A 26,529-nucleotide genomic window follows, 5' to 3' on the forward strand; every position below is an offset into this window, starting at 1 on the left:
CATTGGTGCCTCGACGTCGCACTGAACGACGACCAGATGCGGGCTCGTACCAAAAATGCCGGGGCCAATTTCGCTATCGTCCGTCGCCTCGTCCTCAATCTTTTCCGCCTCGATACCTCCAAGAAAAAAGGGGGTATCTATGCTCGTCGCATTCTCGCCGCTTCTTCCGATGCTTATCGCGCCAGTCTCCTCGGGTTAAAGGGAATTTGATGCAATTGCCCTGCCCCGCTGACGGTGACGCCGATATAGTTGTATGAAATCGTGTTGTTGTTGCCGAAGATGCTGACTGAATAAGCGCCAGCGCCCCCCAGAACGTTACGTGAAGCGGTGCTCGCCCCGCCGATCAGGTTGTTGTCCGAGCCCACATTGATCCCTGTGCTCAACGCCCCGCCGCCCGAAACAGCAGCTGTCCCGGCCGACGATACCGCAATGAAACACTGTTGAACGGTGTTGTTCCCGTTGCCGGTTAGCGAAATCTGCTTGGTGAATCCGTTAATGACCAGCCCCTTGATGGTGCTGTTCCCGGCGGTGATATCGAGCCCGGTCGCTGCCGGGACCGACGCGCCACTGATCACCACTTTCGGTGTCGTCAGGGTGTACCCGCTCTGCGTGGTCGCGTCGATGGTGACCGGGTAGGTGATGGCCGGCAGCGCTGTCGCGGGCGTGATCGTACAGGTTGGAGGGGCGCTGCCGATGCAGCCGACGCCGACCACGGCGAAGTTGATGATGCTGGTGCCGCTGGCGGCATTCGAATCGATGATCGCCTGGCGCAGGGAGCCGGCACCGCTGTCGTTTGTGTTGATGACGGTTTGCGTCAGGTCAGCGTAGGCACCCGGGGCGCCGAAAGCGAGCGCCAGGAGAGCGATAACAGGAACGCCCCGTCTGAAAAAGCGCTGCAGGACGGTGTCGGGCATAAGATCAACTCCGAAGTAAACGGGCTGTCATGACAAAGAGTAGCAACACAGAGGTTTTGGCGTCCAATACTAAATGTGCATTCGGCTCGCTGGCGAAGGTGAGTCTGACACGGCTACTGCATGCTGTGTTCGTGGATCAGGCCCTCTCGGTAGGCGTGCAGCAGGGCTTGCAGTTCGTCGATTTGCTCCTGGATTTCGCGGCCGCGGTCGGTGTCGCGGACGCGCATGCGGTGCGGATGGTTGTGGATGATCTCCGTTTTGGTATCGATATCGAGCTCCTCGGACACCGCCTTTTGAGTCGACTCGAAGGGCTGGTGGGCGGCAAGCAGCAGGCCGCGTGAATTGGAGATCAGGGTGTAGCCGGCGATCCCGGTTTCGCGCTGGTAGGCCTTGGAGAAGCCGCCGTCAATGACGATCAGCCGACCGTTGGCCTTGATCGGGCGCTCGCCCTTGGCCACCTTGACCGGGACGTGGCCGTTGATGATGCGGCCACTGTCCGGATTGAGTCCGAACTCCCTGAGGATCTTGCAGGCGCTTTGTTCCGTATCGCGCAGCGTGTAATAGGCGTTGCGCTGCTCGGTGTGCGTGCCCTTGTCGGCCAGGAAGTAGCGCTCGAAAGTGGCCATCTTCTCTTTGCCGAAGAGCGGCGATTGCGGCGCGCACCACAGGAACCACATGGCGTCCATGCCGTACTGTTTTTTCTCCGGATTGTCGATGTCGAAATAGCCTTGCCGGGCGAGGCGGTCGACGCGGTCGAGAAACTCCTTGCCGGCAAAGGATTTTCCATCGACGTTGAAGGATTTGAACTCGCCGTCGTCGTTCATGGCGATGCAGCCGTGATAGAGCAGGTTGCCGTCATGGATAAGGTACAGGCTGCCGGTTGAGAACAGGAAGCGGACGTGCTGCTGAAGCTTCTTGCTGTTGGTAAAGGATAGGCGCAATTTTTCAACGACGATTTTCTCCTCGGCGGTCAGTGCGTCGGGCTTCGTCGGGTCGATGGTCGGGAAGAAGGTGTCGAGCAGCGGGTACTCGACGCCGTTGAGGGTGATGATGCCGCGCGCATAGTCGACCATGTCGAGCAGCAGACGGTCCTGCATCTGGTAATGCGTGCGCCGCTTGATGAGCTGACTTTCCAGCTTGAACTGGATGATCGCAATGGCCTTCTGCATCTGCGCCATCAGGCGGATTTCCTGGGTGGTGAATGAACTGCTGCCGGCCGCCACCTTGGGGATGAACAGTTCGCAGGGGTCGTCCTTGTAGGTTTCAAGGGCGAAGGAGGCGAGCGGTAGCAGGCTGATGCCATAGCCGTTGTCGAGCGTTTCCATATTGCCGTAGCGCAGGCAAAATCGGATGACATTGGCAATGCAGGCCTCGCTGCCGGCGGCCGAACCCATCCACAGGATGTCGTGATTTCCCCACTGGATATCAACTTGGTGGTGCTCCATCAGATCGTCTAGGATGAGATGGGCGCCGGGGCCGCGGTCATAGATATCGCCGATGACGTGCAGGCGTTCAACGGCCAGTCGCTGGATCAGTTCAGCCAGACTGGTGATGAAGGCCAGTGCGCTGCCGGTCGATACGATGGTGTCGATCTGGCTCTGGTAGTAGGCCGCTTTGTGCTCGACACCTTCCTGGTCGTAGAGGAGTTCCTCGATGGTTTCGGCCACATGCTTGGGCAGCAGATTGCGGACGCTTTCGCGGCGATACTTGGCGCTCAGCCGGCGGCAAAATTTGACCAGACGAACCAGGGTCAGCCGGCTCCACTCGTCCTTGTCGGGGACGGACTGCAACATCATCGGGGTTTTGAGCTCAGGATAATAGATGAGTGTCGCCAGCTTGCGCCGCTCCTGCTTGGACATGGTGTTGCCGAACATTTCGTCAATCTTGCGCAGGATCGATCCGGCGCCATTGCGCACGACGTGCTGGAAGGCTTCGTTCTCGCCGTGGATGTCGGATAGAAAGTGCTCGGTCCCCTTGGGAAGCTGTAACTGGGCCGTGAAGTTGATGATTGCCGTTGAAGCAGCCTGGATTGACGGGTATTTTTCTGACAGCAGTTTGAGGTATTTGAGGTGGGAGGTTTGCATGATTGCCTTTGCGTTGCACAGGGATGTCCAGTATTACCGGGGGCCAGTTTCCCGTCAAATCTCTCAAGGGCTCGTCAGCAGAATTTGTGGGTACTTTGACAAATTTTGGTGCAACAACAGCCAACATGGGCGACAGAATTTGGCTACTTTGCGCTAACACGGTAGTTCAAGAAGAGTTCCAATTGTTTTTGGAAAGCAGCTAGAATCGAGGGCTGCGAACGGTGGTGAGATCAGAACAAGGGGGTGGGAACTGTGTCGTGCGCAGCACCCCGAGTGCCTTGGATCACTGCCCAAAGATTTCTCATTTTCAGGTGTAAAGAATGGATACCAACAAGCAACTCGATCACCTCCTGGAACGGCGTGCAGCGGCGCGTTTGGGTGGAGGACAGGAGAGGATTAACAAACAGCACGCGATGGGTCGCCTGACGGCGCGGGAACGGATTGATCTGCTGCTCGATGCGGACTCCTTCGAAGAGTTCGATATGTTCAAAACCCACCGCTGTCACAACTTCGGCATGGAGAAGGTGATTTTTCCGGGAGACGGTGTGGTTACCGGGCATGGCACCATCGCCGGCCGGATCGTTTATGTTTATGCCCAGGACTTCACGGTGCTTGGCGGTTCACTTTCGGAAACACTGGCCGAGAAGATTTGCAAGATCATGGATCTGGCGATGAAGAACGGCGCTCCGGTGATCGGTCTGAATGACTCGGGCGGCGCCCGGATTCAGGAAGGCATCGAAAGCCTGGCCGGTTTTTCGGAGATATTCCTGCGCAATGTGATGGCCTCCGGCGTCGTCCCGCAGATTTCCGCAATTCTTGGGCCCTGTGCGGGCGGCGCTGTGTACTCGCCGGCGCTGACCGACTTCGTCATCATGGAACGCCTCAACTCCTATATGTTCCTCACCGGTCCCAAGGTGGTGAAATCGGTGACCCACGAGGACGTGACCGTCGAGGAACTCGGCGGCGCCGACATGCACTCTGCGCAGAGCGGGATTTCCGACTACGCGGCGTCGTCGACGCAGGATGCCATTGATTACATCAAGCGGCTGCTCTCCTTCTTGCCGCAGAACAATTTCGAATCGGCGCCGGTTATTCCCTGTTCCGATCCGGTCAACAGGCACTCTGAAATTCTGCACACGATCATCCCGGATAATCCGAACGCGGCGTATGACATGAAGATTGTCATCACCGAAACGGTCGACAACGGCGATTTCTTTGAGATCAAGGAACAATTTGCGCCCAATCTGATCGTTGGTTTTGCCCGCTATAACGGGATCAGCGTCGGCATCGTCGCCAACCAGCCGGCGTATCTGTCCGGTGTGCTCGACATTGATTCATCGATCAAGGGCGCGCGTTTCGTGCGTTTCTGTGACTGTTTCAATATCCCCGTGGTGACCTTTGTCGATGTTCCCGGTTTTCTTCCGGGCACCGCGCAGGAATACGGCGGTGCTATCCGCAATGGCGCCAAGATACTCTACGCCTATGCCGAGGCGACCGTGCCGAAAGTCACGGTGATCACCCGCAAGGCCTACGGCGGCGCTTACTGCGTGATGTCGTCCAAGCATCTGCGCGGCGACATGAACTACGCCTGGCCGAGCGCCGAAATCGCCGTCATGGGATCAAAAGGGGCCGCCGAAGTGCTTTATGGCCGTCAGGCCAGGGAGTCTGATGATCCCGCCGCCTACCTGACCGAGAAGGAGGATGAGTACCACGAAACCGTTGCCAACCCCTATGTCGCGGCGCAACGGGGTTACATCGATGACATCATTATTCCAGCCAGGACGCGTTCACGGATCGTCAGGGCACTGGGGCTATTGCAGAACAAGCGTGACACGAATCCCATGAAGAAACACGGAAATATTCCGATGTGATTGGGTGCAGAGGTCTTCAGGGGGCAGAACGATGCAGAAAAAAAAGGTGGCGGCGGCATTGGCGGCAGTTCAACTCTACTTGCAGCAGGAGGCGGAGGAAGAAGCGGAGGAGGCCGCTTATCTGCCAGAGCCGGAACCAGTATCTCCGGCCAGAAACATAGCCATTGAGCCCGGTCAGTGGGCACAATCCGGACGTGTGGACATGATGGCCGGGCGCCGGCTGATTCAACTGCGAGCTTTTTCCAACGCGCGATAGGTATCCAATTTTCAAGTCTTTGTGGAGCAGAAAAATGAGCGACAACGTAGTGATGAGCGCAATGAATTACGACAGCAACCGCCCGGCAGCAAGTAATCCGGTGAAGATCATGGATCTCTCATTGCGCGACGGGCACCAGTCCCTGTTTGCGACGCGCGGGCGGACCGAGGACATGATCCAGGTTGCCGAGATGATGGATGAAATAGGCTTCTGGGCTCTGGAAACCTGGGGCGGTGCGACCTTCGATACCATGCACCGTTTCCTCAACGAGGACCCTTGGGAGCGCCTGCGCACGCTCAAGCGCTACGCCAAGAAGACGCCGTTTTCCATGCTGCTGCGCGCGCAGAACCTGGTCGGTTATCGCAACTACGCTGATGACGTGGCGACGGCCTTCGTCGATCGTGCCGCAGAAAATGGCATGGATATCTTCCGCACTTTTGATGCGCTGAACGACTACCGGAATTTCGAGACGGTGGTCAAGCAGATCAAGAAAAGCGGCAAGCATTTCCAGGGCTGCATGTGCTACACCCTGACTGAACCGCGCCTCGGCGGCGAGGTGTACAACCTCGACTACTACGTGGGCAAGGCCAAAGAGTTGGTCGACATGGGCGCCGACTCGATCTGCATCAAGGATATGGCCGGCATGATTGCGCCGTATGACGTCTATGCGCTGGTCAAGGCGCTCAAGGCCGTGGTGACGGTGCCTATCCATCTGCATAGTCATTTCACGTCGGGCATGGCGTCAATGAGCCAGCTCAAGGCGGTCGAGGCGGGTGTGGATATTCTCGACACCTGCATGACGCCTTACGCCTATCGCACCTCACACCCGGCCATCGAGCCGCTGGTGATGTCGCTGCTGGGAACCAATCGCGATACTGGATTTGATATTCGCAAGCTCGCCGCGATCAACGAAGTCCTTGAGAAACAGGTGATGCCCAAGTACAAGCATCTGCTTGACGACTCCAAGGTTTCGATCATCGACATTAACGTGCTGTTGCATCAAACGCCAGGCGGAATGCTCTCCAATCTGGTCAATCAACTGCGCGAAATGGATGCACTCGACAAAATCGACGAGGTGTACAAGGAGTTGCCAAAGGTGCGTAAGGATCTCGGGCAGATTCCGTTGGTGACACCGACCAGCCAGATTGTCGGCGTGCAGACGGTCAACAACGTCCTGCATGACACCCCCGATGAGCGCTACAAGATGATCACCGGTCAGGTCAAGGATCTGTGCTACGGCCTCTACGGCAAGACGGCGGTGCCGATTGATGCGGAACTGCAGAAGAAGGCATTGAAGGGCTATCCGCGCGGTGAAGAGCCGATTACCTGCCGCCCAGCCGAAGTTCTCGTGCCCGAGCTAGAAAAAGCCAAGGCTGAAATCGGCGATCTGGCGGCTGATATGGACGATCTGCTGATCTATGCCCAGTTCCCGGTGACCGGCAAGAAATTCCTCGAGTGGAAATACGGCCGGGCTGAAGTTCCCGACAGCGTCAAGCCGATCACCATGGAATCGGTCAAGAAACAGGATGAGCTCATCAAGAAGGCCAAGGCTGGCGAGCTGGTCGAGCGCAAGGCCGATGCCCCGGCCAAGTCAGAGAGGCTGCGCACCTTCAACGTTTTCCTCGACAACGAATACTTCAGCGTCGAAGTGGACCCTACGGGTGATGCACCACCGGTGGTCAGCGCGCCACGGGCCGTGGCCGCTGCGGCTCCAACGCCGGTTGCGGCTCCGCTCGCGCCCAAGGCAGCGGTTGTGCCAGCGGCTGCGGTCGCCAGCCCCGTGGCCGAGGCACACGGCACACGCATGTTGGCGCCGATGCCGGGAATGATCATCAAGTACCTGAAGAATGTTGGTGATGCGGTGACCAAAGGCGAGGCTGTGGTCGTTCTCGAGGCGATGAAAATGGAAAACGCCCTGGTTGCACCGTGTGACGGGGTCGTCAAGGGGATCAAGCTCAAGAGCGGCGACACCGTGGCCAAGGGCGCCGTGCTCTGCGTCATCGAGTAATCGCGGGCAGCCCTGACAAATTTGCAAATGTCATTAAAAACGGGGAGGGAGGGGCGTTATGCCCCTCCCTCCCCGTTTTTCACGCGCAGCACACGATGATGACCAGGAAAAAATGAAAGAGACATTTTAGATGCATCGCGCCACAACTCTGAGCAAGTCGCAACAGGCCGCACTGGCGCTGGCCGCGCTCGGCGTCGTTTACGGCGACATCGGCACCAGCCCGCTGTACACCATGAAAGAGGTCTTCGCCGGAAACCATGCGATCCCGCTGACTCCCGAAAACGTGCTGGGAATTCTCTCGCTCATTCTCTGGTCCTTGATCATCATCGTTTCGATCAAGTATGTGGTGTTCATCATGCGCGCCGACAACCGGGGCGAAGGCGGCATCATGGCGCTCATCGCGCTGGCGCTGCACGACGCCCGGGGCAAGCCGAAGCGCGAGAAAGCCATCATGCTGGCGGGGCTGCTGGGGGCCGGCATGTTTTATGGCGATGGCATGGTCACCCCGGCCATTTCGGTGCTCTCGGCGCTGGAAGGCCTGGATGTCGCTACCCCGGCCTTCCGCCCCTTCATCATTCCGGCGACGCTGGTCGTTCTTTTTGTCCTGTTCTACTATCAGCGCCGGGGAACTGCGTCGGTCGGTGCTCTGTTCGGCCCGGTCATGCTGCTCTGGTTTGCCACGCTGGCTACGCTTGGTCTTTTCAGTATTGCGGCGAATCCGGGTGTGCTCAGAGCGCTCAGTCCCACCTACGGCCTTGGCTTCCTGATTGAAAACCGTGGCATTGCCATCATTGCCATGGGTGCCGTGGTGTTGTCAGTGACCGGAGCAGAGGCACTCTATGCCGACATGGGTCACTTCGGGAGTCGACCGATCCGTCAGGCGTGGTTCGGCTTCGTGCTGCCGTCGCTGATCCTCAATTATTTCGGCCAGGGTGCGCTGCTGCTCAGCGACCCGGGGACGGTAGACAATCCCTTCTACCATCTGGCGCCGGACTGGCTGCTCTACCCGCTGGTCGGCCTGGCGACGCTGGCCACGGTAATTGCCTCGCAAGCCGTCATCTCGGGGGCGTTTTCGGTGTCTCGGCAGGCCATGCAGCTCGGCTTCCTGCCGCGCCTGGAGGTGCAATTCACCTCGGCTAAGGCGGAGGGTCAGGTCTATTTACCGGGGGTCAATTGGGGCTTGTTCATCGCAGTGGTGATCCTGGTCCTTGGTTTTAGATCGACCAATAACCTGGCCGCCGCTTACGGTATTGCGGTGACTGGCGACATGGTCATTACCTCGGTACTGGCGACCTTTGTTGCTGCCAAAAGCTGGGGCTGGGGCCGCTGGCGAGCGATGGCCCTTTTTGCCGTTTTCCTGTCGATTGAACTAACCTTCCTGTTTGCCAATGTCTTGAAGATACCTGACGGTGGCTGGTTTCCCCTGGCCGCCGGTTCGCTGGTTTTTCTGCTGATGAGTACCTGGAAGCGCGGTGGGCTGTTGCTGACCGAACGTTTGAGCGGCGAGGCCATTGAACTGGAAAGCTTTATCGACGCTCTATTGGTGTCGATGCCGGCGCGCGTGCTCGGCACCTCGGTGTTCATGACCTCGAACAATACCCGGGTGCCCAATGCCATGTTGCATAATCTGATGCACAACAAGGTGCTGCACGAACGGGTGCTGATCGTCTCGGTCGAGGTGTTTGACGTACCGTATGTTCCGGAGATTGACCGCGTCGAGCTTGTCCGGCTGAAGGGCGATTTTTACCGGCTGACCGTCCAGTACGGCTTCAAGGATGAGCCCGACATTCCACTGGCCTTATCGCTGTGTGCCGAGCAGGGCTTGGTCATTGACATGATGGAGACATCGTTCTTTCTTGGCCGCGCGACGCTGATTCCAAAGATTGGATCGGGGATGGCGCTATGGCGAGAGAAACTCTTCATTCTGATGCACCGTAACGCCGGCAGCGCGACGAGCTTTTACAAAATCCCCAGTAATCGGGTGGTCGAGCTCGGGACGCAGGTGGTGCTTTAAACGAAAACTGCGAACCACCAAGGCACCAAGTCACCAAGGGGGCACCAAGGAAAACCAAGTTGATTTCATGTTTTCTTGGTGAATCTTTGTGCCTTGGTGTCTTGGTGGTGGATTTTTTCTATCTCTTACTCCATCGCCTCGTACAACGGCAGCGTCAGGAACTCGGGATAGTCCGGCGTTAGGCTCATCTTGTCGAAGATGACGGCGGCCTGATCGTAGGTGGCGGTGTCTTCGCCTTGGGCGACGATGGTGGCTTTGACCTTGGGCAGTTCCTCGGCAATCATCTGGCGCACCATCTCAACCGTAACCTTGCGCCCGTCGTCAAGAATTCCCTTCGGCGAAACGACCCACTGCCAGACCTGCGAACGGGCAATCTCGGCTGTGGCGGCATCTTCCATTAGGTTGTGGATTGGCACGCAACCATTGCCGGCGAGCCAACTGCCAAGGTAGTGAATGCCCACGTTGATGTTGTTGCGCACGCCGGCTTCGGTGATCGGTTGTGAGGGCTGGAAGTTGAGAAAGTCCTTGGCGGTGAATACTTCGTCGCGTTGTTTTTCCCACTGGTTCGGACGCTCGCCGAGCACCTTCTGGAACTCTTCAGCGGCAATTGCCACCAGGCCGGGATGCGCCACCCAGCCGCCATCGAAGCCATCGTTGGCGTCGCGTGTTTTGTCATGGCGGATGCCGGCCAGCGCTTTTTCATTGGCCACCGGATCGTTCTTGATCGGGATCAGTGCGCTCATGCCGCCCATCGCCGGCGCCCCGCGCTTGTGGCAGACCTTAACCAGATGCAGCGCGTAAGAGCGCATGAACGGCACTTCCATGGTAATCGCGCCACGGTTGGCCAGACAGAAATCCTTGTTCTTTTTGAATTTCTTGATGCAACTGAAAATGTAGTCCCAGCGCCCGGCGTTCAGACCGGCTGAATGTTCGCGCAGTTCGTAGAGGATTTCTTCCATTTCGAAGGTGGCGAGAACGGTTTCAACCAGCACGGTGGCCTTGATCGTCCCTTGCGGCAGGCCAATATATTCCTGCGCCATAACGAAAATGTCGTTCCACAGGCGGGCTTCGAGGTGCGATTCCATCTTCGGTAGATAGAAGAAGGGCCCGGCACCGCGCGCGATCTGCTCTTTGGCGTTGTGAAACAGGAAGAGGCCAAAATCGAAAATGCCGCCGGAAACGCGCTGACCGTCGACGGTCACGTGCTTTTCGTCAAGATGCCAGCCGCGCGGCCGAATCTGCAGGGTGGCGATCTTTTCGTTGAGCGCGTATTCCTTGCCGGCTTCGTTGGTAAAGGAGAGCTGGCGACGGATGGCTTTGTAAATGTTGATTTGGCCCTGGATCTGGTTTTCCCACTTCGGGCTGTTCGAATCTTCGAAGTCGCTCATGTACGAATCGGCGCCGGAGTTGTAGGCGTTGATGATCATCTTCGCTTCGACCGGGCCGGTGATTTCGGTGCGGCGGCGCTCCAGAGCCTTGGGCAGCGTTGCGATCTTCCAGTCGCCAGCGCGGATGTGCGCGGTCTCTGGCAGGAAGTCAGGCATTTCGCCAGCGTCGATGCGTGCCTGGCGGGCAACGCGCGCCTGTAGCAGGGCCTGTCGGCGGTCATTGAAGGCGCGGTGCAATTTGGCGACCAGCGCCAGCGCATCAGCAGTGAGAATGGTTTCATAGCCGGCTTGGATCGGTGCGTTGATTTGCATGCCGGACGGCAAATTGAGGCTCATGGCGGCTCCTGGTGGTGAACTACTGTTTTGACAGCATTGCCGGTGCTTAGTGGAACTGCTCTTCTTCGGTCGAACCGGTCAACGCGGTGACCGATGAAGCGCCTCCCTGGATGACGGTGGTGACTTCGTCGAAGTAACCGGTGCCGACTTCCTGCTGATGCGAGACGAAGGAGTAACCGCGATCACGAGCAGCGAATTCAGGCTCCTGAACCTTTTCGACGTAGGCGGTCATGCCGCGCGCCACATAGTCCTGCGCCAGATCGAACATGTGGTACCACATATTGTGAATGCCGGCGAGGGTGATGAACTGGTACTTGTAGCCCATGGCGCCGAGCTCGCGCTGGAATCTGGCGATGGTCGCATCGTCAAGGTTTTTCTTCCAGTTGAACGACGGCGAGCAGTTGTAGGCCAGCATTTTCCCCGGGTGTTTGGCATGTACGCCGTCGGCGAACTTGCGGGCAAACTCGAGATCTGGTTTGCCGGTTTCGCACCAGACGAGGTCGGCATAGGCGGCGTAGGCCACGGCGCGCGAGATGGCTTGATCGAGGCCCGGGCGGGTCTTGTAGAAGCCTTCGGTGGTGCGCTCGCCGGTGATGAAGGGCTTGTCGTTCTCGTCATGATTCGAGGTCAGCAGGTCGGCGGCTTCAGCATCGGTACGCGCGATAACCAACGTTGGTACGCCGCAGACGTCGGCAGCGAAACGCGCAGCGATCAGTTTCTGGACGGCTTCCTGCGTTGGCACCAGAACCTTGCCGCCCATGTGGCCGCATTTCTTGACGGACGCCAATTGGTCCTCAAAGTGAACGCCGGCGGCGCCGGAGCGGATCATCGCCTTCATCAGCTCGAAAGCATTTAGCACACCGCCGAAACCGGCCTCGGCGTCAGCGACGATTGGGGCGAAGTAGTCGATGTATTCCTTGTGCCCCGCCTCGATGGCTTTTGAGCACTGAATCTCGTCGGCACGACGGAAGGAATTGTTGATGCGCTCGACGACCTTGGGCACCGAGTCGACGGGGTAGAGCGACTGGTCCGGATACATCGCCGAGTAGCTGTTGTTATCGGCGGCAACCTGCCAGCCGGACAGGTAGATGGCCTTGACCCCGGCCTTGACCTGTTGCATGGCCTGGCCGCCGGTCAGCGCGCCAAGGCAGTTGACGTAGGGCTCGTTGTTGACCAGGCTCCAAAGCTTTTCTGCGCCGCGACGGGCAAGGGTGTATTCAATCGGGAAAGAGCCACGCAAACGGACGACGTCAGCGGCAGAGTAGCCCCGCCTGACTCCCTTCCAGCGCGGATTTGCAGCCCAGTCTTTTTCAAGTTCGGCGATTTGTTGTTCACGTGTGCTCATGATTGACCTCACAGATTGGTAAGAGAAACGATCATAATTCGAGAAAAATCAAACCGCCCGTTTAGCGCAATATCATTTCTTTTGCAGGCAGCCGACTGTCTGGATTATAGAGTTAATTCCCATTGGGAACAAGTGTCTTATATAAGACATAAGATTTATTTTTAATGCAAAAAACCAATAGGTTAGAGTCGGCATCTCAAAATTCGGGATAAAAGTAGTTTTGCGGACGTACAGGCTGCTAGGCGACTTCGGCAGCCTCTTCGGCAAAGAGCAGTTTCACCTTGCCGTCCGTGCCGATATCGACGCAGACGTGGCCGCCGTTGGCCAGTTTGCCGAACAGGAGTTCGTCGGCCAGCGCCGACCGAATGGTGTCCTGAATCAGGCGGGCCATCGGTCGCGCACCCATCAGCGGGTCGAAACCGTTGCTTGCCAGATGGTTCTTGAGCGCCTCGGTGAAGGTGGCTTCGACCTTTTTCTCGTGCAACTGCTCTTCTAGTTGCATCAGGAACTTGTCGACCACGCGCAGAATGACTTCGTGATCGAGTGCCCTGAATGAAATCGTGGCGTCGAGCCGGTTGCGAAACTCGGGGGTGAACAGTCGCTTGATTTCGACCATCTCGTCGCCAGCCTGCTTGGCGTTGGTAAAACCCATGCTTGTTTTCTGGATGGATTCCTGCCCGGCATTGGTCGTCATGATGATGACCGCATTACGGAAATCGGCCTTGCGACCGTTGTTGTCGGTCAGCGTGCCGTGATCCATGACCTGCAGCAGAATATTGTAGACGTCCGGATGCGCTTTTTCGATTTCGTCGAGGAGCAGCACGCAATAGGGCTTCTTGGTCAGCGCTTCGGTCAACTGGCCGCCCTGATCGTAGCCGACATAACCCGGCGGGGCGCCAATCAGCCGCGAGACAGCGTGTCGCTCCATGTATTCAGACATGTCAAAGCGAATCAACTCGTTGCCGAGGCAGTACGCGAGCTGTCTGGCGACTTCGGTTTTACCGACGCCGGTTGGGCCAGAAAAAAGGAAGCTGCCGATGGGCTTGGCTGGATTGCCGAGGCCGGAGCGCGACATCTTGATGGCTTTTGCCAGGGCATCAATCGCCGCTTCCTGTCCGAAGACAACCGCTTTCAAATCGCGGTCAAGATTTCTCAGGGCACTACGGTCATCCGACGAAACGTGGGTTGACGGAATGCGCGCGATCTTGGCGACGATTTCCTCGATATCCTGCTTGCCGATCAGTTTCTTCTGTTTGGATTTTGGCAGAATACGCTGCGCAGCGCCGGCTTCGTCAATGACGTCGATGGCCTTGTCCGGCAAATGACGGTCGGGTATAAAGCGTACCGAGAGTTCAACGGCAGAGGTCAGAGCGGCGGCTGAATACTTGATGCCGTGGTGCGACTCAAAGCGGGTTTTCAGACCTTTGAGAATTTCGATTGTTTCGGGGATCGAAGGTTCGTTGACGTCGATCTTCTGAAAGCGACGCGACAGCGCGTGATCCTTCTCGAAGATACCCCGGTACTCGGTGTAGGTTGTCGCGCCGATGCACTTGAGCTGGCCGTTGGAGAGCGCCGGCTTGAGCAGGTTTGACGCATCCAGTGTACCGCCTGACGCGGAGCCAGCACCGATCAGCGTGTGAATTTCGTCGATGAATAAAATTGCCTGTGGGTTTTCGCTCAACTGCTTTAAAACGCCCTTCAGACGCTGTTCGAAGTCACCACGATATTTTGTCCCAGCTAGCAGTGCGCCCATGTCCAGTGCATAGACGCTGGCTTTGTCGAGAATCTCGGGAACGTTGTTTTCAACGATCCGGCGGGCCAGTCCTTCGGCAATGGCGGTCTTGCCAACGCCCGCCTCGCCGACCAGCAAGGGGTTGTTCTTGCGCCGACGGCAGAGAGTCTGGATGACTCGCTCAAGCTCTTTTTCACGCCCGATCAGCGGGTCAATCTTGCCCTGCAGGGCAAGAGTGTTGAGGTTGATGGTGTAGCTCTCCAGCGGCCCGGCAGCATTTTGCGTTTCGCTTTCGGTTTCAACGCCACTTTCGCTGCGTGCAGCGCTTTGGGGAACCTTGCTGATGCCATGGGAAATGAAGTTGACCACGTCCAGTCGGGAGATTCCCTGCTTTTGCAGGTAATACACCGCATGCGAATCCTTCTCGCCAAAAATGGCGACCAGCACATTGGCGCCATTAACTTCTTTTTTACCGGACGACTGGACGTGCAGAATGGCGCGCTGGATAACGCGCTGAAAACCGAGCGTTGGCTGGGTGTCGATATCCTCCTCACCGTCGATTGCCGGCGTGTGCTCAACAATGAACTTGGAGAGATCCCTGCGCAGTTGTTCAATGTTTCCGCCACAGGCGCGCAACGCATCCGCCGCTGACGGGTTGTCGAGCAAGGCCAGCAGAAGGTGTTCGACGGTGATGAACTCATGTCGTTTTTGCCGTGCTTCGACAAAGGCCATGTGCAAGCTGACTTCAAGTTCCTGCGCAATCATTCAGTTTTCCTCCATCACGCACGCCAGCGGATGCTGGTTGTCTCGTGCGAAGCTTGCCACCTGCTCGACCTTGGTGGCGGCGACGTCACGCGGGTAAATCCCGCAGATGCCCCGCCCTTCCACGTGTACTTTGAGCATAATTTGCGTTGCTTGTTCTCGGTTCATGGAAAAAAACTTTTGCAGCACCAGAACAACAAACTCCATCGGGGTAAAGTCGTCGTTGAGTAGCAACACCGTGTAAAGCCGCGGAGGTGCCAGTTTGCTGCGTTTGGCCTCGATTACGGAGCCTTCCTGATGCTGTCTAGTCATGCTTCAATTCTAACCAGTCTTTTTAAATGTGCAAAACAACGCGGCAACCCTGCTTGCCGCTTTTCACACATAAATCACACGGCCATCACAGGCGTTTGAAAAAGGCGCTTGAAAAAATGCTTGACGCATCGCCTGCAACTAGCGTACAAAGTGTCCATGTTTTGATTCAGGCAGCAGTTGAATTTCAAACATGCACGTCGGGCGATGCCCGGATCTAGTCTCTTTTCAAGGATGTAGCAATATGGCAACAGGTACAGTTAAGTGGTTCAATGACGCCAAGGGTTTCGGTTTCATTACTCCGGATGATGGCAGCGAAGATCTTTTTGCGCATTTCTCCGCGATCACCATGGGCGGATTCAAGACCCTTAAAGAGGGCGAAAAAGTTTCTTTTGATGTAACGCAGGGTCCCAAGGGCAAGCAAGCATCGAATATTGGGCGTGCCTGAGTTTCAGCCGCGCCAAAAAAACCCGCCTCTGGCGGGTTTTTTTTAGCCTTGTTTTTGGCTTGCAACAACTGGGAACATTTCATTGGGCACAGTCCGGTATCATGGCATCAGGCTTTACTCTATGTGGCCTTTCGTATCGTGAACTCGCCTCCTCCTAGCCCGCTCTGCCGTTTGGCCCGTGCTGCCGTGCCACTGCTGGCGGCTATTGCCATTGCGGGCACTTCCCACGCATTGGGCAGTGATCTTCCGGATCTTGGTGAGGCGGCGCGCGCCGAATTTTCCCCTCAGATCGAACGCCGCATAGGCGAGACCATCATGAATGAAATTCGTCTGCGCGAGCCAAGTTACGTGGACGATCCGGAAATCAACGACTATCTCAATGGACTGGGTCGGCGTCTGGTTGAAGCCAGTGCAAATCCGACGGGCGATTTCAATTTTTTCGCCATTCGCGACAACACGGTGAATGCGTTTGCGATGTTCGGTGGTTTTATCGGGGTGAACACCGGCACCATTCTTACCGCTCAGTCCGAGTCCGAACTGGCGGGGGTGATCGCCCACGAAATTGCTCACGTAACACAGAATCATCTGGCGCGCCAGATTGCCAAGGAGAAGCAGAACACCATTCCAAGCATGATTGCCATGGCCGTTGGTGTGCTGGCGGCACGCGCCAATTCGTCGGTAGCTGCGGCCACCATCACCTCGGCTCAGGCCGGTGTCGTTCAGGCGCAACTGGCCTATTCCCGCGATTTCGAGCGGGAGGCGGATCGGATGGGTTATCAATCGCTGGACAAGGCCGGTTTTGATGTGCGCAGCATGGGTGATTTCTTCGAGCGTCTGCAAAAAGCAGGGCGGCTGTACGAGAATAATGCGCCGGTCTATTTGCGCTCGCATCCGCTGACGCTTGAGCGGATTTCCGATATGCAGAATCGGGCGCAGGACTCGGCGTATCGGCAGGTTGTCAGCAGCCTCGATTTTCACCTTGTGCGCGCCAAGCTACGAGCGCTGATGGGCACGCCACGCGAGGCCGTCACTGACTTCGAAATCCAGTTGCGTGAGCGCAAACATGCCTCGCAGGCCGCCGCCCGTTATGGCCTGGTCTTCGCGCTGATGCGCGCCAAGGATGTGCCGGCAGCGCAGCGCGAGTTTGAAGCGCTAAGGGCGCTGAAGGTTTCGTCGCCAATGATTGCCGTTCTAGCCGCCCAGATCAGGACGGATGCCGGCGACTTGCCCGCTGCCCAGGCTATTTATCGTGAGGCCCTGCAACGCTTCTCCCAAGCGAAATCCCTTGTTTATGGTTATGCCGAATCGCTCTACGCCGGACGGCAGTACGATCAGGCCCTGCTGTTTCTGGACGCCCAGTTGCAACTTAACTTCGCCGATTACAAGCTCTACGGCCTGCAGGCGAAAACCTATGCCGCCTTGGGCAAGCGTTTGTTGCAGCACCGGGCGCAGGCCGAGTTTTACATGCTCCAGGGGCAGCTCGGACAGGCCGTCGAGCAATTGCAGTTTGCCCAGCAGGCGACCGATGGTAATTTTTACGAGCAGTCTGCCGTCGATGCGCGTCTGCGCGAATTGCGCAAACTTCAGGTCGAAGAAGAAAAATTGAAAAGGAGTGGCGGGTAAAATGTGCCCTTATTTTTGCTCTGGAACTGATCATGCAGTTTGATCGAGAACTTGATGTCAAGGGGCTAAACTGCCCGCTCCCAATTTTGCGTACCAAGAAGGCGCTGTCCGAAATGTCTTCCGGACAAGTGCTGCGCGTTGTGGCCACCGACCCGGGCGCGGTCAAGGATTTTCACGCCTTTGCCAAGCAGACCGGTAATCAGTTGCTGTCTGACGGTGAGGCCGAGCAGGCCTTCGAATTCTATTTCAGGCGCAAGTAGATCGCTTTCCTGCCGCTGCTGCCAAGACTGAAAAATAAATGACAGCGCTTGGCGGCTATTTCGCGCTGTTTGACGCCGACGATGGTGGTGCCATCGTGTTGTCAGAGTTTCGTCGAGTCATCTCTTTTGCTGACGGTGGTGACCTAGCGTTGGTGTTTGCTGCCTTGGAGGCCGCTTCAGCCCAGGGCGAATGGATCGCCCTGGCCGCAGACTATGAGCTTGGCGCCTGTTTCGAACCCGCCGTCATACCGTCCGCTGCGCCCAGTTTGTGCGGCTGGGTGTTTGGGCAGGCACGGCACCTTGACGCGCAGGGCGTAATTGCCTTCCTTGAGTGCTGTCTGGACGGCCTGGCCGAGCACGAGCGTGTGGCTGGGGTGGCTGAAGTCAAGGTGATGCTGAGCGCCGCAGACCACGGCTCAAGCGTTGAGCAGATCCGGCGCTGGATTGCCGATGGCGACTGCTACCAGATTAACCTTACCTTCCCTATTGATTGCCGGGTCTACGGCCATTCGTTAGCGCTTTATTCCCGTCTGCGCGAGCGTCAGCCGGTACGCTATGGCGCTTACCTGGTCACTCCCGAGAAAACCGTTCTTTCTTTTTCTCCTGAACTGTTTTTCGAACGACGCGGTAGTCATGTGCTAACGCGTCCGATGAAGGGTACCGCGCAACGTGGCGCCACGCCTGCGGAGGATGAAGCGAAGCGCGCGGCGCTACTAGTTTCGGAGAAAGAGCGTGCGGAGAACATCATGATCGTCGATTTGTTGCGCAACGATCTGGGGCGACTGGCGGCGCCGGGCAAGGTCAGGGTCGACTCACTGTGTGTGGCCGAAGCCTATCCGACCTTGTGGCAAATGGTCTCAAGCGTCAGTGCCGACTTGCCCGGGGCGAGTCTGTCTGAGCTGTTTCGGGCCTTGTTTCCCTGCGGTTCGATTACCGGGGCGCCGAAAATTCGCGCCATGCAGCGTATCTCTGAACTGGAGTTTGCACCACGCGGCCTATATACCGGAGCACTGGGCTGGTTGGCGCCGGGTGGCGATTGCCGTTTCAATGTTGCCATTCGCACCCTGGACGTTCAGCCCGACGGGCGCGCGCGCCTCGGGGTAGGTAGCGGCATCGTCATCGACGCCGTTGCCGAACTTGAATATGCCGAATGCCTGCTCAAGTCTGAATTTCTCACCGGCTGCGATCCCGGTTTTGAGCTCATTGAAACGCTGCGCCTGGAAGGTGGTGATTACCCGCTTCTCACCTTGCATCTGGAGCGACTTCAGGCGTCGGCACATGCTCTTTGTTTTTCCTGTGATCTGCCGGCCATTTCTGCCGCTTTGGCTGAGCACGCCTCTGCGCGTGCAATAGGAACTTATCGCGTTCGTTTGACCTTGACACATGAGGGCCATTACCACGTCAGCCTGACGCCGTTAACCGACGAGACTGGGCCGTGGTGGGTGGTGCTGGCGGACGAACAACTCGATGCTAACGACTATCTCCTGCGTCACAAGACGAGCGCTCGCAGCCGATACCAGCGGGCGCTGGCCGCTCTGGCCGAGCATCCCGAGCTATTCGATTCGATTTTCTTCAATACCCGTGGCGAGGTCTGCGAGGGTGCGCGCAGCAATGTGTTCGTCGAGCATGACGGCGTCTTGCTGACGCCGCCATTGGCCTGTGGGCTGTTGCCGGGTGTCATGCGTCGGCAACTGCTTGAATCGGGGCGGGCGGTCGAGGCGGTGCTGACGCGGGATGACCTGCTGGGTGCGTCGGCGATCTATATGGCCAACGCCCTGCGCGGGCTGATTCCCGTCAGTCTGCGGGTCTGAGCGGGGGTAATCAGGACTTGCCGGTGCTGCCGAAACCGCCGTCGCCGCGGGTGCTGGCGTCAAACTCGTCAACGACGTTGAAGGCGACCTGCAGGACCGGAACAACGACGAGCTGGGCCAGGCGGTCAAGCGGGTTGAGTGTGAAACTCTCCTTGCCGCGATTCCAGGTCGACACCATGATTTCACCCTGATAGTCGGAGTCGATCAGACCGACCAGGTTGCCGAGCACGATGCCGTGTTTATGCCCCAGTCCGGAACGCGGCAGGATCATCGCGGCCAGACCGGGGTCGGCCAGGTGAATGGCGATGCCGGTTGGGATCAGCAGGGTGTCGCCGGGGTGGATTTTTAACGGGGCATCAATGCAGGCGCGTAAATCAAGGCCGGCGGAGCCAGGAGTGGCGTAATGCGGTGGGTTGTCTTTGAGTCTGGGGTCGAGCAGGCGGACTTCGATGCGGTGCATTAGCGGTTCTCCAGCAAAGTGGCAATGCGCGCCACCAGTTGGCGCGCCAGTTCAAGCTTGGGCGCCGGGGGCAGCGGCAACTGGCCGTTTTCGTCAAATAGGATCAGCGTGTTGCCATCCGCGCCAAAACTATCTTGAATCAGGTTACCGACGATTAGTGGAATCTTCTTTGTGACGCGCTTCTTCTCTGCGTATTCGGCCAGATTGTGGCTTTCGGCGGCAAAACCGACGCATAGCGGTGGCACGGGCAGGGCCGCGACCTCGGACAGGATATCCGGATTAAGGACCAGTTCAATGGACGGCGCGCTGTTGCCGTCCTTCTTGATTTTGTGTTCGGCAGCGCTCCTCGGGCGATAGTCGGCAACTGCGGCGACGCCGATGAAAACGTCATGCAGAGCAGCGCGCTGCATGACGGCGGCGTGCATTTCAAGCGCGCTGGTGACGTCGATGCGTGTCACACCGCGCGGCGTGTTTTGGCTGACCGGTCCACAGACAAGCGTGACTTGCGCACCTGCTTCCCGCGCGGCGCGCGCCACGGCAAAGCCCATCTTGCCACTCGACAGATTGGTAATGCCGCGTACCGGGTCGATGGCCTCGAAGGTCGGGCCGGCGGTCAGCAGAACTTTCTTGCCATTGAGTAATTTGGGTTGGAAGAAGGCGACCAGTTCGGCGACGATTTCTTCGGCTTCGAGCATGCGGCCAGGGCCTTGTTCGCCGCAGGCCTGATCACCGCAGGCGGGGCCGAGAATGGCGACGCCGTCGCCGCGCAGGGTGTCGATGTTGCGCTGTGTGGCCGGGTTCTCCCACATTTGAAGGTTCATCGCCGGAGCCACCAGCAGCGGGCAGTTGCGCGCCAGAGTGAGGGTGCTGAGCAGATCATCGGCCAGACCATGCGCCAGCTTGGCGAGAAAATCGGCGCTAGCCGGGGCGATGAGCAGCACATCGGCGTCACGCGAGAGGTCGATGTGCGCCATGTTGTTGGCAACCCGTGGGTCCCACTGGTCGCAGAAAACGGGTTTCCCGGAGAGAGCCTGAAAGGTGACCGGCGCGATGAAGCGGGTGGCGGCCTCGGTCATGGTCACCTGAACCGTAGCGCCCTGCTTGATCAGCAGGCGGACAAGTTCGGCTGCCTTGTAGGCGGCAATGCCGCCGGTAATGCCGAGGACAATGCGTTTTCCCATTAATTCCATGCGGATGACCCGATAGCCTGGTTAAAATGACGAACGAAGCATTCTAACCGAGATTGCGCCATGGCAATTACCGACTGGCCGAAGGACGAACGCCCGCGCGAACGCTTGCTTGTGCAGGGCGCTGCTGCCCTTTCCGATGCCGAATTGCTGGCCATTTTCCTGCGTGTTGGCGTCAAAGGAAAAAGTGCGGTCGATCTGGCGCGCGAGTTGATCCGGCGTTTTGGCAGTCTGAATCGTCTTTTTTCAGCGTCTGAGGCGGAGTTTTCGCAGATTCCCGGAATGGGGCCGGCCAAATTCGCCCAGTTGCAGGCCGTCCTCGAAATGTCGCGTCGCGCCCTGGTCGAGGACATGAAGCAGGCTAATGCCTTTGCAACCCCGGGCGCAGTGCGCGATTATCTGAAGCTGTATCTGTCCGGGCTGGCGCATGAAGTGTTTTTGGCACTGTGGCTCGATGCGCAAAACCGTCTGATAGCCGCCGAAGAACTGTTTCGTGGCACACTGACGCAAACCAGCGTCTATCCAAGAGAAGTCGTCAAGAAAGCCTTGTGGCATAACGCGGCTGCTGTGGTTCTGGCGCACAACCATCCTTCCGGCGTTTCCGAGCCATCGTCCGCCGACCAGTTACTCACCCGTGAACTCAAGCAAGCGCTGGCTTTGGTTGATGTTCGGGTGCTTGATCATTTCATTGTGGCGGGGCAATCTCAACCCTTGTCGTTCGCCGAACGCGGCTTGCTATAACCGAACTGTCAGAAATAGCTTGAACTTTCCCGGCCGTATAGGCTAAAATCGCCGGCTTTCTTCCCAAGATCAATTGGAGCAACAATCATGGCGCGTGTCTGCCAAGTAACGGGTAAAGGCCCGATGGTTGGGAACAATGTTTCCCATGCCAACAATCGAACGAAGCGCCGCTTCCTCCCGAATTTGCAATACCGCCGTTTCTGGGTTGAAAGCGAAAACCACTGGGTGCGCCTGCGCGTCTCCAGCGCCGGTCTGCGCACTATCGACAAGAACGGTATCGACGTCGTGCTCGCTGACCTGCGCGCCCGCGGCGAGATCTGACAAGGAGCTCCAGCCATGCGTGAAAAAATCAAACTCGAGTCGACTGCCGGCACCGGCCACTTCTACACGACGACCAAGAACAAGAAGACCATGCCGGAGAAAATGGAAATCATGAAATATGATCCCAAAGTTCGCAAGCATGTCGCCTACAAGGAAACCAAGCTGAAGTAATAATTCAGCCTGGCCGAAAAAAAACCTTGCTTAACTAGTGAGGTTTTTTTTCGTCCGGCTTTTGGGTTGTTCCGTAAGCGTTACAAAAGCGCAATTCCTGTGGATAGGGAAAGAAATCAACAACGTGACCGGCGCGAATTTTCTCCTGCGTTGCTTTCCAGAAATCGACACTCAGCAGATGGCGGTGGTATTTGAGAAAAGATGAGCGGATCTTGGGTGATCCGAGCAGGAAGGCGGCAAATTCCTCGGGAAACACATCGTTCCTGGCCACTGAATACCATGGCTCGCTCGACATTTCCATTTCCGGATAGGGAGCTTCCGGGATGGCCCGGAAATTACAGTCGGTCATGTATTCGATTTCGTCATAATCGTAGAACACCACGCGGTTGTAGCTCGTCATGCCGAAATTTTTCCACAGCATGTCGCCGGGAAATATGTTGGCGCTGGCCAGCTCGCGAATGGCGTTGCCATATTCAAGCACGGCGTGGTCAAGCTCTTCGGGGCTGGCCGAGTCGAGATAGATGTTCAGCGGGGTCATGCGCCGTTCAATGTAGAGGTGCTTGATGACGAGGTCATTGCCGTCTTCTTCCAGCAGCGACGGGGCGTGGGTGCGCAAGGCCTCGATCAGTTCGTCTGAAAACCGTTTTTTCGGCAAGGCAACGAGCGAAAACTCCAGGGTGTCGGCCATCCGGCCGACGCGGTCAACCTTCTTGACCAGCATGTATTTGGCCTTGACCGTTTCGTGATCAACCTCTTTCGTCGCCGCAAAAACGTCCTTGATGATCTTGAACACATAGGGATAAGAGGGCAAGGTAAACACCAGCATGACCATGCCGAGAACGCCCGGGGCGATGATGAATTTGTCCTCAGAGTGGCGCAGGTGATCCTTCAGATCGCGGAAGAACATTGTCTTGCCCTGCTTGCCCAGGCCGAGCATGGTGTAGATTTCCGAACGTGGCTTGTTGTTCGGCAGCATGCTTTGCAGGAACTGAAAGTAGCCCGAGGGCACCTCCATGTCGACCATGAAATAGGCGCGTGACAAGGAGAAGAGCAGAACGATCCACGAGGTGTCGAGCAGGACGGTATCGAGTACCAATTTACCTTCCGGCGAGTGCAACACGGGAATGGCGAAAGGCGTCACCACGTGACCATTGATCGCCTTGCCGAAAATATAGGCGGCCTTGTTCCGGTAAAAAGCGGAGTACAGCACCTGAACCTGGATATTGGATTCTGCCTTAGGCCAGCCGCCGAGGAATTTCTTGACAGTACGCAGAGTGTAGTCGACGTCCCGGTCGAGGTCTTCAAACGGGCGTTGCCAGTCGAAATCAAGGACGATTTGCTTGATCATCTGACGTAGTCCGCGCTGCAGGGGGTAGTAGCTTGAATAACTTGGCGGGTCAGAGAGGATGTATTCGGTGGATACCGCCGGGCGGGCGAAGATATAGTCGTTGTGAAAGTAGGTGCGGTGCAGCAGTCTTGAGCATACCGAGTTGAAGAATGTTTCAGCGAGTTCAGGTTGCTTGTGGTTGATCAACTGGCCAATGTAGAGCAGTTTGACCTGCTGCCAGGTGTCGTCATCGAGTGAATGGGCGCCGTATTCCGCCTCGATAAGCTTGGCCGTTTCGTTGCTGCGATTGTCGTAGGATGGGATACGTTCGCTGACCGCCTGGTGAACGCCCTTCCAGTCACCCGCCTCAAAGAGAAGCTTGGCCTGCTGACCGTAGTGCCGGATCAACTGGTAGTGCCGGTCGAAACCATCGAGCATGGCCTTGGCAATATTTAGAGCCAGGGGGCTTCTGACTGTCGAGATGTTCATAGTAATTGCCGGAAGGGTGCAGAATCGAAAATTGTCCGAGATAGAACAGGCTCATGAATATACATTGTTTGCAGTCGCGTCAAAATCCGGAAAAAATAAATCGTGTCAGCTCATCCTGCAATAAGCACGGCCATGTAAATCGGATTGAAGCCAAAACCGCAGCTAAAGTCCGCGCACAAAACACCGTTAAGGGCTTACACGGCTGGCTGAAGAAAATTCTAAAGTTTTGCTTCAGCAGGTCGTAAAGCGAGTTGTAAGTGAATTATTCGCCACAAAGGATGGGCCGGTAGAACACCGTAAGGCAAGTAAACAGGACCCCAAAGTCAATTCAGACCAGGAGATACAAATGCCCCAAATTATCAACACCAACGTACCGTCGCTCAACGCGCAACGTAACTTGAACATGTCGCAGTCCGCGCTGGCCACCTCCTTGCAGCGCCTGTCTTCTGGTCTGCGCATCAATAGCGCCAAGGACGACGCTGCCGGCCTCTCCATTTCCGAACGCATGACTTCGCAGATCCGCGGCTTGAACCAGGCAGCGCGCAATGCCAACGACGGCGTTTCCCTGTCGCAAACGGCTGAAGGCGATCTGGCACAGATCGGCGACGGCCTGCAGCGGATGCGCGAACTAGCCGTCCAGTCGGCCAACGCCTCAAATACCGCAGCGGACCGCGCGGCAATCAACGCCGAAGTCCAGTCGCTGGCCGCTGAAATCGACCGCACCGCACAGAATTCAGCCTTCAACGGGACCAAACTGCTCGATGGTTCGTTCACCGCGCAAAAATTCCAGGTCGGCGCCAACGCCACTTCCAGTGACAGCATCACTATCAGCCAGATCGTCAGCGCACGTACCTCGGCGCTTGGCGGCGTCGGCACCAGCTTTGCCGCAACCACCACCTCAACCGCGACAACGACTGCACTATCCACCGGCGATCTGACACTCAACGGCTTCCAGGTCGGCGCCTCCAGCCTCGGCACCGGCCCCGGACAAAGCACCGCCAGCGCCTTCTCGATTGCCGCCGCGATCAACAGCATCGGCGACAAATCGGGGGTTACGGCAACTGCCAACTCCAATAGCGTTACCGGCGTTGCGACCACTCTGAATACGGCGATTGCCGCCAACACCTTCAGCATCAACGGCATCAACATCGGCGCCATCGCCGCCGGCACCACGTCTGCCGGCCAGGGTGCCAACATCGCGGCAGCGATCACCGCCGTATCGACGCAAACCGGCGTTACCGCAGTTGCCGATGCGACCACTGGCGTGCTAACCCTGACCGCCGCCGATGGCCGCGACGTTAACCTTGCACTGGTTGCCACAGCGACAACTCCGGCCAACGCCGCAACCGCCAAAGCCGCCTTCCTGACGCAAACCGGTTTGACTGCCGATTCACCGGCGGCCCAGGTTCTTGGCACGGTGATTACCGCCGGCGCCTTCGGCACACCCACCTTTGCTGGCGGTTCGGTTGCCGCCGGCACCCTGACGGCAAACGGCGCCAGCGTCGGTGCCGCCACCCTGGGTACTGGCGCATTTACTGCCGCAACAGCGGCCACGACGGCTGCGATTGGCACCACGCTCACCTTCTCGGCCGGCATGACGGCGGGCAGCACCTATGACTTCACCACCGTCGGCGGCACGGCACAAAGCTTTTCGATCGTCGCAACGGGCGTCGCTGCCACCGATGCACAAGCATTCGCCACCGCCTTCAACGCGTTTGCCGGCACCACCACGGTTACTGGCGGCGGTGCGGTCCTCACGGCTGCTGGCGGCACCTTCGGTGTCGGGGTGACCAGCGTCAGAACGGCGGAACAAGTCGCTGCTGGGGTGACCAGTGCGCAAGCGACGATCGCCGCAACATCGGCAATCGCCACGGCCAATGCCGCTCAACTGGCGGTCAGTGCCGGCACCAAGGGTACGCAAGCGTCCAATGGCGCTGCCTACGGCGGCCAGGAATTGGCCCGAGCGATTACCCTCGCACTGGCATCGGCCACGGGCGGCGCTGCGGTTAACGGTAACGTAACGTCCAATCAAACCACGGGCGCCATGACCTATGTCGCAGGCACGACCGACAGTCTGCAATTGGGCAGAACCGGTACTGCGACGAGTGCGGCTACCGCCGTGACCGACCAAACCGCATTGGCCACCCTGCTTGGTATCACTACGGCACGCATTGGCACGGCAGCCGCTGGAACCAACACCACCAATCACGGCACGATCACGCTAAGCAGCACGGCTGCCTCCGGCATCGTGTGGGCTGGCGCTGCCGCCACCAAGGCCGGTCTGGCTGCCTCCGGCACCCAATCGGCGACGGTCGCTTCGGCGGTATCGAGCATTGCAACGCTTGACGTACTATCGGCCAATTCGGCGACCAACGCGTTGGCAACCATTGACGGCGCCCTGGCGACGGTCAATGCCTCACGCGCTGCGCTCGGTACCTTCCAGAACCGTTTTGCTTCAGTCGTCACCAGCCTGCAAACAACGTCGGAAAACTTGACCGCATCACGCAGCCGTATCCAGGACACCGACTTTGCCGCAGAAACAGCTAACCTGACGCGCAACTCGATCCTGCAACAGGCGGGTACGGCGATGCTGGCCCAGGCCAACTCGCTGCCGCAGAACGTGCTGTCGCTGCTCCGCTAAGCGAACAGCCGTAACAGGTCGTAGCAAGACC

General features: G+C 57.8%; 21 protein-coding genes and 1 pseudogene. 13 read left to right on the top strand and 9 right to left on the bottom strand.

The genetic code is table 11. The features are described 5' to 3' along the window. Window positions 1–210 (top strand): annotated as a pseudogene (locus Q1J43_RS12880) (ISAs1 family transposase); the annotation flags it as partial. Here Q1J43_RS12880 and Q1J43_RS12885 read toward each other — a convergent pair. Further along, window positions 174–914 carry a hypothetical protein gene (locus tag Q1J43_RS12885; protein WP_301102901.1) on the bottom strand — a complete coding sequence of 247 codons (741 nt, stop codon included), beginning with the start codon at window positions 912–914 and terminating at the stop codon, window positions 174–176. The pseudogene Q1J43_RS12880 and the gene Q1J43_RS12885 sit on opposite strands and share 37 nt — an antisense overlap. A gap of 113 nt (window positions 915–1,027) precedes the next feature. Next, window positions 1,028–2,998, bottom strand: a complete 1,971-nt coding sequence (locus Q1J43_RS12890; protein ID WP_301102902.1) for a fructose-1,6-bisphosphatase — start codon at window positions 2,996–2,998, stop codon at window positions 1,028–1,030. A gap of 320 nt (window positions 2,999–3,318) precedes the next feature. On the opposite strand from Q1J43_RS12890, the gene Q1J43_RS12895 reads away from it, so the two are divergent. The 4 genes from Q1J43_RS12895 to Q1J43_RS12910 all read left to right on the top strand — a co-directional run bounded on the left by Q1J43_RS12895 (window position 3,319) and on the right by Q1J43_RS12910 (window position 9,147). Then, window positions 3,319–4,869, top strand: a complete 1,551-nt coding sequence (locus Q1J43_RS12895) for an acyl-CoA carboxylase subunit beta (protein ID WP_301102903.1) — start codon at window positions 3,319–3,321, stop codon at window positions 4,867–4,869. Window positions 4,870–4,900: 31 nt separating this feature from the next. Continuing rightward, window positions 4,901–5,125: a hypothetical protein gene (locus tag Q1J43_RS12900; protein WP_301102904.1), complete on the top strand. Its 225-nt coding sequence runs from the start codon at window positions 4,901–4,903 to the stop codon at window positions 5,123–5,125. 34 nt (window positions 5,126–5,159) lie between these two features. Continuing rightward, on the top strand, window positions 5,160–7,133 hold the full coding sequence (locus tag Q1J43_RS12905) for a pyruvate carboxylase subunit B (RefSeq protein ID WP_301102905.1): 1,974 nt from the start codon (window positions 5,160–5,162) through the stop codon (window positions 7,131–7,133). Window positions 7,134–7,263: 130 nt separating this feature from the next. After that, the gene (locus Q1J43_RS12910; RefSeq protein ID WP_301102906.1) at window positions 7,264–9,147 is read left to right on the top strand and encodes a potassium transporter Kup; all 1,884 of its coding nucleotides are present in this window, start codon (window positions 7,264–7,266) and stop codon (window positions 9,145–9,147) included. A gap of 125 nt (window positions 9,148–9,272) precedes the next feature. Here Q1J43_RS12910 and aceB read toward each other — a convergent pair whose 3' ends face one another. The 4 genes from aceB to clpS all read right to left on the bottom strand — a co-directional run bounded on the left by aceB (window position 9,273) and on the right by clpS (window position 15,022). Next, window positions 9,273–10,871, bottom strand: a complete 1,599-nt coding sequence (gene aceB / locus Q1J43_RS12915) for a malate synthase A (RefSeq protein ID WP_301102907.1) — start codon at window positions 10,869–10,871, stop codon at window positions 9,273–9,275. Between the two features lie 46 nt (window positions 10,872–10,917). Beyond that, window positions 10,918–12,219, bottom strand: coding sequence for an isocitrate lyase (gene aceA, locus Q1J43_RS12920; protein ID WP_366141915.1), 1,302 nt, complete (start codon window positions 12,217–12,219; stop codon window positions 10,918–10,920). Window positions 12,220–12,454: 235 nt separating this feature from the next. Continuing rightward, window positions 12,455–14,713, bottom strand: a complete 2,259-nt coding sequence (gene clpA / locus Q1J43_RS12925) for an ATP-dependent Clp protease ATP-binding subunit ClpA (protein ID WP_301102909.1) — start codon at window positions 14,711–14,713, stop codon at window positions 12,455–12,457. Continuing rightward, on the bottom strand, window positions 14,714–15,022 hold the full coding sequence (gene clpS, locus Q1J43_RS12930) for an ATP-dependent Clp protease adapter ClpS (protein WP_301102910.1): 309 nt from the start codon (window positions 15,020–15,022) through the stop codon (window positions 14,714–14,716). It abuts the gene before it with no gap. 241 nt (window positions 15,023–15,263) lie between these two features. Here clpS and Q1J43_RS12935 point away from each other — a divergent pair, with 241 nt between their 5' ends. From Q1J43_RS12935 to pabB, 4 genes are all read left to right on the top strand, one after another. Continuing rightward, window positions 15,264–15,467: a cold-shock protein gene (locus Q1J43_RS12935; protein WP_186409536.1), complete on the top strand. Its 204-nt coding sequence runs from the start codon at window positions 15,264–15,266 to the stop codon at window positions 15,465–15,467. A gap of 138 nt (window positions 15,468–15,605) precedes the next feature. Next, window positions 15,606–17,090, top strand: coding sequence for a M48 family metalloprotease (locus tag Q1J43_RS12940; protein WP_301102911.1), 1,485 nt, complete (start codon window positions 15,606–15,608; stop codon window positions 17,088–17,090). Window positions 17,091–17,122: 32 nt separating this feature from the next. Beyond that, window positions 17,123–17,350: a sulfurtransferase TusA family protein gene (locus Q1J43_RS12945; RefSeq protein WP_301102912.1), complete on the top strand. Its 228-nt coding sequence runs from the start codon at window positions 17,123–17,125 to the stop codon at window positions 17,348–17,350. Between the two features lie 38 nt (window positions 17,351–17,388). After that, window positions 17,389–19,161 (top strand): aminodeoxychorismate synthase component I, encoded by a 1,773-nt coding sequence (gene pabB, locus Q1J43_RS12950; RefSeq protein WP_301102913.1) that lies wholly within the window; start codon window positions 17,389–17,391, stop codon window positions 19,159–19,161. 10 nt (window positions 19,162–19,171) lie between these two features. On the opposite strand, the gene dut is transcribed toward pabB, so the two are convergent. Further along, entirely contained in the window at window positions 19,172–19,621 is a 450-nt protein-coding gene (gene dut / locus Q1J43_RS12955) for a dUTP diphosphatase (protein ID WP_301102914.1), read from the bottom strand. Continuing rightward, window positions 19,621–20,811, bottom strand: a complete 1,191-nt coding sequence (gene coaBC / locus Q1J43_RS12960; protein WP_301102915.1) for a bifunctional phosphopantothenoylcysteine decarboxylase/phosphopantothenate--cysteine ligase CoaBC — start codon at window positions 20,809–20,811, stop codon at window positions 19,621–19,623. The genes dut and coaBC overlap by 1 nt, the downstream gene beginning before the upstream one ends. A 60-nt stretch (window positions 20,812–20,871) precedes the next feature. Between coaBC and radC the strand changes: the two genes are divergently transcribed. The 3 genes from radC to rpmG all read left to right on the top strand — a co-directional run bounded on the left by radC (window position 20,872) and on the right by rpmG (window position 22,041). After that, the gene (gene radC, locus Q1J43_RS12965) at window positions 20,872–21,549 is read left to right on the top strand and encodes a DNA repair protein RadC (protein ID WP_301102916.1); all 678 of its coding nucleotides are present in this window, start codon (window positions 20,872–20,874) and stop codon (window positions 21,547–21,549) included. Window positions 21,550–21,636: 87 nt separating this feature from the next. Further along, window positions 21,637–21,870 (top strand): 50S ribosomal protein L28, encoded by a 234-nt coding sequence (rpmB, locus tag Q1J43_RS12970; RefSeq protein WP_301102917.1) that lies wholly within the window; start codon window positions 21,637–21,639, stop codon window positions 21,868–21,870. Between the two features lie 15 nt (window positions 21,871–21,885). Next, window positions 21,886–22,041: a 50S ribosomal protein L33 gene (rpmG, locus tag Q1J43_RS12975; protein WP_301102918.1), complete on the top strand. Its 156-nt coding sequence runs from the start codon at window positions 21,886–21,888 to the stop codon at window positions 22,039–22,041. A gap of 34 nt (window positions 22,042–22,075) precedes the next feature. Here the strand turns inward: rpmG and aceK are convergent, their stop codons facing one another. Further along, entirely contained in the window at window positions 22,076–23,857 is a 1,782-nt protein-coding gene (aceK, locus tag Q1J43_RS12980; RefSeq protein WP_301102919.1) for a bifunctional isocitrate dehydrogenase kinase/phosphatase, read from the bottom strand. A 346-nt stretch (window positions 23,858–24,203) separates the two neighbouring features. On the opposite strand from aceK, the gene Q1J43_RS12985 reads away from it, so the two are divergent. Continuing rightward, the gene (locus tag Q1J43_RS12985; protein WP_301102920.1) at window positions 24,204–26,498 is read left to right on the top strand and encodes a flagellin; all 2,295 of its coding nucleotides are present in this window, start codon (window positions 24,204–24,206) and stop codon (window positions 26,496–26,498) included. Window positions 26,499–26,529: the final 31 nt, after the last annotated feature.

It is taken from the genome of Propionivibrio sp. (assembly GCF_029255185.1).
Taxonomy (GTDB): Bacteria; Pseudomonadota; Gammaproteobacteria; order Burkholderiales; family Rhodocyclaceae; genus Propionivibrio.